Here is a 9,471-nt window from a genome sequence, read left to right as displayed (position 1 = left end):
CTAAGACCATTTAAATCAATGTTTCAACTTAAAAAGGCATTTATTTTGCTCAAATCATCACATTTTTGTAGCACATTTGCCTATTGATTTTTTCTATTTTGAAGATTTTCAATGGTCGATTTTTGGTAAAATTTCAAGACAAAAGTAACGTACACCTTTGCCAAGAAGGAGCCACCTTATATAAATGAAAGCGCCACGAGCGGTGAGCTTATTTTTTCCCCTAAATTGCACCAAAAAAGCAAATAAATGCGTATATTTGTAGAAATATTTTAGAAGGTAAAGCTATAAAAAATAAATTACAATGAAATTAAACGGACGCAGAGAAAGCAATAATGTGGAAGACCGAAGAGGAATGAGTACAAGAACCAAGGCTGGTATTGGAGGTATCGGAGGTATTGTGTTAATCGCTTTATTCACCCTTATGCAGGGTGGTGGCATTGGTGACATTGTGGGAAATGTGATTCAACAAGGTGGACTCAATACCCTTCGCGAAGAAGTTGCTCCACAACAGAGAGAATTTACTGCTGAGGAGGAAGAGCTGGCAAAGTTTTCAAGACAAATCTTGGCAAGTACCGAGGATGTTTGGAGTAAAGTGTTTCAGGAAATGGGACGTACCTATACCCCACCGACATTGGTGCTTTTCACCGACAGAGTGAATAGTGCGTGCGGTTCAGCCTCTTCTGCTGCCGGTCCATTTTATTGCTCGGGCGACCAAAAGTTATACATCGACCTATCTTTCTTTACCAGTATGAAGCGGCAACTCGGTGCCAGTGGAGATTTTGCTTATGCTTACGTCATTGCGCATGAGGTTGGACATCATGTAGAATATTTGTTGGGGACGCTTGGCGAGGCACATCAACAAATGAGTCGCTCGAATAAGGTTGATGCCAATCGTATCAGTGTACGACTGGAACTGTTGGCAGATTACTATGCTGGTGTGTGGGCGCATCACGATGATGCCGAATATAATTCGTTAGAAGATGGGGATATTGAAGAGGCGATCAATTGTGCCGAAAAGATTGGGGACAACTACCTGCAAAAGAAAGCACAAGGATATGTCCAACCAGAATCGTTCACGCATGGCACAAGTGCTCAACGGATGAAGTGGCTAAAATTGGGATTAGAAAAAGGAGATATGAACATCAGCACGTTTAATGTGCCCGAAAGCGAATTATAAATAAAAGCTTAAAAAGAAGTACACCTTATATATATATCCCTTGAAGCATTGCGTGAGGATGGATAATTCACAGTTATAAGACTGTTGACACAAGGAAATAGCACCATATATCCACAAAAACAACACCATCAAGCAGCGAACTTGCACAAAAAAATCGTTGATATAACGCTAAAATGAGTAGAGACAAACAAAAGAAATAAATATTTAACATATTTTTACTCGCTGCAAGTAATTGGTAGATAGCATATTACAAAAAAGTTACAGTTAAAAAGAAAAAAAATCACAAAAAGCTATATCACGTATCAAAAAAAACCTTACCTTTGCAATGTTTTAATAAACAAATGATTGTTTTACAGATTAAAAAAGCAAAGAAATGAAGAAATTAGTTTTAATGTTCGTAGCTGTAGCAGCTATCTCATTCGCATCTTGTGGTAACAAAACAAGTCAAACAGACGCTGCTGTTGACTCTTTGGAAGCAACAGCTGACTCTGTAGTAGACTCTGCTATGGTAGCAGCTGACTCTGCTGCTGCAGCAACTGTTGACTCAGTTACAGGTGCTGTTGATTCAGTAGCTAACGCTCAGTAATCAATACGAACAAAAATTGAGAGAACAACCATTACTCTTTCGGGAGTAATGGTTTTTTTGTGTCCTTACTTGAACAGTCAAGATGCTAAGCAAGAGTTGCTTATCGCAGGACTGCCGAATCATATTCAGTAGAGTTCAACAAATGAGAGGATGTAGATGATGGACAACAACACGGTGTCATCCATTCAGTCTACATCCTCTCATCGCAACATTATCGAATGGTCGCTTCGAACAATTCGATGTTTACGCAGTGCATTTATTTATATTCGTCCCAAGCTTTGATATCAATATCATCCAAGCTGAGTGTGCAAAAGGCTGAAATAAAAGCACTTGCCAATCGACTATTGGTAATCAAAGGAACATTTAAGTCGATAGCAGCTCGGCGAATTTTATAACCATTGGTCAACTCGCGAGGCGACAAGTCCTTGGGGATATTCACCACCATATCAATTTTCTTCTCATGAAGTAGCGAAAGTGCTTGCGGCTCCTTTCCCTCTTCACTGGGCCAATACACTGTGGTGTTTTCAATACCGTTATCACTTAGATACTGACTTGTGCCACCTGTGGCATACAACTCATAGCCATGAGCCTTCAACATCTTGGCAGCATCCAGCATTTCCGCTTTCTGTTTGGCGCCTCCTGTCGACAACAATACGGAATGTTGAGGGATGCGATGTCCCACACTCAACATACTTTTCAGCAGTGCTTGATTGGTATCATCGCCCAAACAACCCACCTCGCCGGTAGAAGACATATCGACACCCAAGACAGGGTCCGCCTTTTGCAAGCGATTAAATGAGAATTGAGAAGCCTTGATACCTACATAATCTAAATCAAACAGATTCTTTTGAGGTTTTTCCACATTGGCTCCCAACATGATTTTTGTTGCTAAATCAATTAGATTGAGCTTCAACACCTTGCTGACAAATGGGAAAGAACGCGATGCTCGCAAGTTACATTCAATGACTAAGATGTCATTTTCACGAGCCATGAACTGAATATTGAAAGGTCCGTTGATGTGCAGAGCCTTCGCAATTTGCCGACTGATTCGCTTAATCCTCCTCACTGTTTCTACATATAGCTTTTGAGGCGGGAACTGAATGGTTGCATCTCCTGAATGAACGCCTGCAAACTCAATGTGTTCGGAGATGGCATAAGCCATAATCTCCCCATTCATCGCAACAGCATCCATTTCTATTTCTTTGGCATACTCTATAAATTTAGACACCACAACGGGGTGGTCTTCACTGACATTCGCTGCCAACTTGAGAAATCTCTCTAACTCTTCTTTATTAGAACATACGTTCATAGCTGCCCCAGAAAGGACATAAGACGGACGAACCAAGACGGGGAAGCCTACTCTTTCGACAAACTCATTAATATCATCCATCGAAGTGAGGGCTCTCCACTCGGGTTGATTGATGCCAAGCTCATTCAACAAAGACGAGAATTTAGCCCTATCTTCTGCGTTATCAATATCTCTTGCCGCTGTTCCAAGGATAGGGACATGCTGCTCATCGAGCCTCATAGCGAGGTTGTTAGGTATCTGTCCACCCGTTGATACGATAACTCCATGCGGCATTTCTAAGTCGATGATGTCCATTACTCGTTCAAAAGTCAGTTCATCAAAGTACAGGCGGTCGCACATATCGTAATCTGTAGAAACCGTTTCTGGGTTATAATTGATCATCACAGAGCGGTATCCCTCACGACGTATGGTGTGCAAAGCCTGAACGCCACACCAGTCAAACTCCACCGAACTACCGATGCGATAAGCCCCCGAACCAAGGACAACGATGGAACGTTTGTCTTGTTCATAGCTTATATCATGGCTCACACCAGAATAGGTCATATAGAGATAGTTTGTTTGAGCTGGATATTCGGCAGCCAACGTGTCAATCTGTTTCACAACGGGCAATATGCCATACTGCTTACGAAGATTTCTCACCACCAACATGGCTTGGTGCATGTTTGCCATTTCATCCTCCAAACCAACGGCACGTGCGATTTGGAAATCGGTGAAACCGTACACTTTTGCATTACGCAACAAGGTCTTATCCAGCACGTTGATACTGGTACAACTCTTCAACGCTTCATCTATATCGATAATATGCTTCAGTTTTTGGAGGAACCACTTATCAATTTTCGTCAATTCGTGAATCTGATCCACCGTATAGCCTTTGTGCATGGCTTTGGAAATGATGAAGACACGCTTATCGGTCGGTTCACGCAAGGCAACATCTATATTCTCTATTTCCAGCTCTTTGTTTTCCACAAAGCCGTGCATGCCCTGCCCTATCATACGAAGACCTTTCTGTATCGCCTCTTCAAAGTTACGACCAATTGCCATCACCTCACCAACCGACTTCATCGAAGACCCCAACTCCTTGTCTACCCCACGGAACTTAGATAAATCCCAACGTGGAATTTTACATACTACATAGTCGAGAGCTGGTTCGAAGAACGCACTGGTTGTTTTAGTGACTGAATTTTTAAGGTCGAAAAGTCCATAACCCATGCCCAGTTTAGCAGCGACAAAAGCCAAAGGATAACCAGTGGCTTTGCTTGCCAAGGCAGAACTTCTGCTGAGACGCGCATTCACTTCAATGACCCTGTAATCTTCACTTTCTGGGTCGAAAGCATATTGAACATTACATTCACCAATAATACCAATGTGTCGAATAATCTTGATTGACAAAGCACGGAGCTTGTGATACTCACTATTGGTCAACGTTTGCGACGGAGCAATCACGATAGATTCACCCGTATGGATGCCTAATGGGTCGAAATTTTCCATGTTACAAACCGTGATACAGTTGTCATAACGGTCGCGAACCACTTCATATTCTATCTCTTTCCAACCCTTTAAGCTCTTCTCTACCAAGACTTGAGGAGAGAAGGCAAAGGCTTTTTCCGCAAGTTTGTTCAGTTCTTCTTCGTTATCACAGAACCCACTACCTAATCCACCTAATGCGTATGCGGCTCTAATAATGACAGGATAACCTAATGTCTTTGCTGCATGCCGTGCCTGTTCGATGTTTTCACATGCCTCACTCTTAATGGTTTTTACATCAATTTCGTTGAGTTTCTCTACAAACAACTCACGATCTTCGGTATCAATAATCGCTTGTACAGGAGTTCCGAGAACACGAACATGGTGCTTTTCTAAGATTCCTTTCTTATAAAGTTCAACTCCACAGTTCAATGCAGTCTGTCCACCAAAAGACAACAAGATGCCATCAGGACGCTCTTTTTCGATGACACGCTCCACAAAATAGGGCTGAACTGGCAAGAAATAAATTTTATCAGCAACCCCTTCAGAAGTTTGCACCGTGGCAATATTAGGATTAATGAGTACCGTTTGGATACCCTCTTCACGAAGAGCCTTTAATGCTTGCGAACCAGAATAATCAAACTCGCCTGCTTCGCCAATCTTCAAAGCGCCAGAACCCAGTAATAGTACCTTTTTTATATTTTCGTCTTTCATGTCTCTTACTTTAATGTTTCTATAAACTTATCAAACATAAACTCCGTATCCACGGGTCCCGAACATGCCTCAGGATGGAACTGTGATGAGAACCAAGGATTGGTTTTGTGGCGAATCCCCTCGTTACTTCCATCATTCATGTTCACAAATAATTCTTCCCAGTCACTGCCTAAGGTCTTTCCATTCACGGCATATCCATGATTTTGACTGGTAATGTAGCAATGATTTGTACCCACCAACCTCACGGGTTGATTGTGCGAACGATGTCCATACTTTAACTTATATATACTGGCTCCACTGGCTTTTGCCAACAGTTGGTTTCCCATGCAGATACCACAGATAGGTTTTGTGGACTTGCTCATCTGTTTTTTGAGAACTTCCACAGCCTCATTGCACATATTAGGGTCGCCAGGACCATTCCCTAAGAATAATCCATCGAAGTCCATGTCTGTATAATCATAGTTCCAAGGAACTCGGAAAACTTCTACCCCTCGCTCCAACAAGCACCTGATAATATTCGCTTTTACACCACAATCAACTAAGACAACTTTTTTACCTGCCCCTTCATTGTAGTGAATAATCTCTTTACAACTAACCTTATCTACAAAGTTCACGCCTTCATAATTTGCTTCAGGAATGTTGTCTGGTTCATCATCAAACAATATCTTCCCCATCATAACGCCATGTTCTCGCAATACTTTGGTTAATTGGCGAGTATCTATCCCTGTGATACCGGGCACTTTCTCTCGCTTTAACCAGTCAGCCAAGCTTTCAACGGCATTCCAATGGCTATAAAACTGACTGTAATCAGACACGATAAGACCTGAGACATGGATTCTCTCACTTTCCATGAATGAAGGAATCTTATTTTCCTGAATAGAAAAAGGTGGCACACCATAGTTTCCAATCAATGGAAATGTGAGTGTCAAAAGCTGTCCTTCGTACGAGGGATCGGTCAAGCTTTCTGGATAACCCATCATTGCTGTATTAAAAACAACCTCTCCGGCAACTGGTGCATCATATCCGAAGGACTTCCCGTGAAAACGAGTTCCATCAGATAATACAAGCGTTACATTCTTCATTATATTGAGCATTTTATCATTATGGTAGCTATATGCGATACTTCAGCAAACATCAAGTCAACTTCATTTGCTTTTGTTTTCTTTATTTCTGCTGATAATTCCTTTCGTAGTAATTGATGAAAGCCTGATTACAAAGTTTCTTTCCATTAGGTGTTGGATATTTACCAGTGAAGTACCAATCACCTCGATGATTTGGAATGGCTGTGTGCAATCCGTCAATCGATTGAAACACCAACTCGATAGGAGTGGTAACTCCCTTTGGACGAAGCATTTCTACTATCTTTTTATTGATTTCCTCGACTGAAAAAGTGTCATAAACATCTCTGACACAATTGCGCATTTCTTCAACAGGCTTCTGCATTTCTCCTAAACAGGCACGATAAATCTCGGTGATTTCCTCTTCCCTTCCTTCGTCTTTCAACAACTGAATAGCTGCGCGAAAAACACAAAATTCATCCAAACTGGACATATCTATGCCATAATAATCAGGATAACGAATTTGTGGAGCACTGGAGACAATGACTATCTTTTTAGGGTGTAAGCGGTCTAATATTCGAAGAATACTTTCCTTCAAGGTAGTGCCTCGCACAATGCTGTCATCAATAATTACCAAATTATCTTGATAAGGAACCAAGCTCTCGTAAGTAATATCGTACACGTGAGAGGCAAGATCGTTTCTTGAGTTACCCTCTGTAATAAACGTTCGCAATTTAATATCCTTCCAAGCTACTTTTTCCATTCGCACTGATTCGGATAAGATATCTTCTAATTCTGCTTGGGTAGGGATATGACCTAAATTCTGTATTTTCTTTATTTTATCTTGGTGGACATATTCCTTAAAACCTTGAAGCAAGCCATAGAAAGCTACTTCGGCAGTATTTGGAATAAAAGAAAACACAGTGTGCTTAATGTCGTTGTCGATAGCTCGAAGAACCGCTGGCGTCAACTGTTCGCCTAACTTTTTACGCTCCTTATAGATGTCGCGGTCAGAACCACGACTGAAGTATATTCGTTCAAAAGAACAAGGCGAATTTCCACACTGGTCAAGAATCTTTTCGATAGAGCAATCACCGTTTCTCTTCACTAACAATGCTTGTCCCGGCTGTAACTCTTGTATATCATCACAGCTCAAATCGAAAGTTGTCTGCAATACAGGGCGTTCGCTTGCCAATACTACGACCTCCTCATTCTTGTAATAAAAGGCAGGTCTAATGCCCCAAGGGTCACGCATGGAGAACATTTCGCCAGAGCCGGTAATGCCACAAACCACATATCCTCCGTCAAAATCTGCCATGGTTGTTTTCAACACATTACTCATCTTCACATTATTTTCTATGTAATGCGTTATATCCATGTTTTCAAGTCCTTGCGCTTTCGCATTGGCATAATTGCGTTCCACCTCTCTGTCCAATCGATGGCCCATGTACTCCAACATCAGATAGCTGTCGCTATAGATACGTGGACACTGTCCTTGCTGCTTTAGTTTCTCGAAAATGACATCAATATTGGTCATATTGAAGTTGCCGCATAGACATAGATTCTTGGCTCGCCAATTATTGCGACGCATGAAAGGATGAACATAAGACAATCCTTTTTTGCCTGTTGTCGAATAACGGAGGTGCCCCATATACAACTCACCGGCGAAAGGGAGCTCTTTCTTGATGTAATCCATGTCTGACAATTGCGCTGCAGAAGCATCCTTAAACTGCTTTCTAACATGCCCAAAAATCTCGGTGATAGCATTTTTCCCTTCTGCTCGCTCTCTAAACATGTGTTCATAACCAGGCTCTGAACCCAACTTAATACATGCCATGCCTGCACCCTCTTGTCCTCGATTGTGCTGTTTCTCCATCATGAGATACAATTTGTTGAGCGCATATTGCCATGTACCATATTTCTTTTGATAATATTCTAAGGGTTTGAGCAATCGAATCATTGCAACACCACACTCATGCTTTAAAGGTTCCATCTATCGTTTGTCGTTTATTTCCTATAAGTTCGTATTTTCACCTCTTTCAACGAAGTTGGGTAATATATATAAAGTAAAAAAATGAAGAATACCAAAATTATATTCTGCTATTCTTCATTCTTATATTTCAACATTTTTCTCGTTTCACCAATTATCTTAATACATTGAACAGGAGTGATGCTACTGAAGTAACTATGCCCACAAAGGAGAACCATAAAGTGGTTGAAGGACCAATACCAGAGTTTCTGGCTTTCACATTGTTGGGTTCAACGTATAGAATATCGTTTTGTTGTAAATAATAATAAGGAGAGTTAAGCAAGTTAGCATCATTCAAATTCAGTCTGACCATGCTTTTTTGTCCTGTCTCATCCTCACGTATCAACATAATGTTATCGCGCTTACCGTAAACGGTTAAATCTCCTGCTTGCGCCAATGCTTCGATGACACTCATCTTTTCGGTTGACACAGGAATAACTCCCGGTCTGTTTACCTCACCCGTTACAGTCACTCGGTAGCTCGACATTCTTACCGTAACGATAGGATTTTCCGTTGCTGCCATATAAGGTAACAACTTTTTATGCACCAAGTCCTGACATTGAGTCTTCGTCAATCCCTGCACATGAAGTCTGCCTATAACGGGAAAATTGATGTTTCCGTCATTGTCAACCAAATATCCTTGGAGATTTCCTGCACCATTAGACAACTGTCCTTGTCCCCCTACCGAAGAACCAACCGATAGATTAAAGGGTGCCGCAGCAGCCGGATCGGTAGTACTTACCGTAATGGTAAGCATGTCTTTTGGCATAATTTTGGCATCATAGAGACCTTTAGACCCTGCTAAACTAATTTCATCGATATTTTGGAAATAGGGAACTTTCTTACCACTGGCACAACTTCCCAATAGTAGAATTACACAAAGTGTAATCACCGAGACCAAGAAATTCTTCATACGGTTTGATTATATGTTTGTAAACAACGGCAAAAATAGCTCTATTTTTTGAATTTGACAAATAATTTAAGTAATAATTGCTATTAAAATATACTTACTTCAGAATTTCATCGAAGCTATCCTTTCTCTTCAAAAATTTCAGTCAGTTCATTCGTTCCTATGCAACACAAAAATGATGGAATGTGTATATTTTAACAAAAAAAATGTCACGAATCGAAAAA

General features: G+C 41.0%; 6 protein-coding genes. 2 read left to right on the top strand and 4 right to left on the bottom strand.

Features of this window, described 5'->3' with window-relative positions; translation table 11 throughout:
• Positions 1-301: 301 nt before the first annotated feature.
• Together ypfJ and BN35_RS00565 are read left to right on the top strand one after the other, a co-directional pair.
• Entirely contained in the window at positions 302-1,177 is an 876-nt protein-coding gene (gene ypfJ / locus BN35_RS00570) for a KPN_02809 family neutral zinc metallopeptidase (protein ID WP_025072261.1), read from the top strand.
• A gap of 373 nt (positions 1,178-1,550) precedes the next feature.
• Entirely contained in the window at positions 1,551-1,763 is a 213-nt protein-coding gene (locus BN35_RS00565; RefSeq protein ID WP_025072260.1) for a hypothetical protein, read from the top strand.
• A gap of 256 nt (positions 1,764-2,019) precedes the next feature.
• Here the strand turns inward: BN35_RS00565 and carB are convergent, their stop codons facing one another.
• From carB to BN35_RS00545, 4 genes are all read right to left on the bottom strand, one after another.
• The gene (carB, locus tag BN35_RS00560) at positions 2,020-5,250 is read right to left on the bottom strand and encodes a carbamoyl-phosphate synthase (glutamine-hydrolyzing) large subunit (RefSeq protein ID WP_025072259.1); all 3,231 of its coding nucleotides are present in this window, start codon (positions 5,248-5,250) and stop codon (positions 2,020-2,022) included.
• A 5-nt stretch (positions 5,251-5,255) separates the two neighbouring features.
• On the bottom strand, positions 5,256-6,332 hold the full coding sequence (gene carA / locus BN35_RS00555) for a glutamine-hydrolyzing carbamoyl-phosphate synthase small subunit (protein WP_025072258.1): 1,077 nt from the start codon (positions 6,330-6,332) through the stop codon (positions 5,256-5,258).
• Positions 6,333-6,414: 82 nt separating this feature from the next.
• Entirely contained in the window at positions 6,415-8,301 is a 1,887-nt protein-coding gene (locus BN35_RS00550; RefSeq protein WP_025072257.1) for an amidophosphoribosyltransferase, read from the bottom strand.
• A 151-nt stretch (positions 8,302-8,452) separates the two neighbouring features.
• On the bottom strand, positions 8,453-9,250 hold the full coding sequence (locus BN35_RS00545; RefSeq protein WP_025072256.1) for a polysaccharide biosynthesis/export family protein: 798 nt from the start codon (positions 9,248-9,250) through the stop codon (positions 8,453-8,455).
• Positions 9,251-9,471: the final 221 nt, after the last annotated feature.

The sequence above is a fragment of the Hoylesella timonensis 4401737 = DSM 22865 = JCM 15640 genome (assembly GCF_000455445.1).
Classification (GTDB): Bacteria; Bacteroidota; Bacteroidia; order Bacteroidales; family Bacteroidaceae; genus Prevotella; species Prevotella timonensis.
The sequence above is the reverse complement of the archived record's forward strand: the minus strand, read 5'-3'. Positions and strand labels throughout refer to the sequence as shown.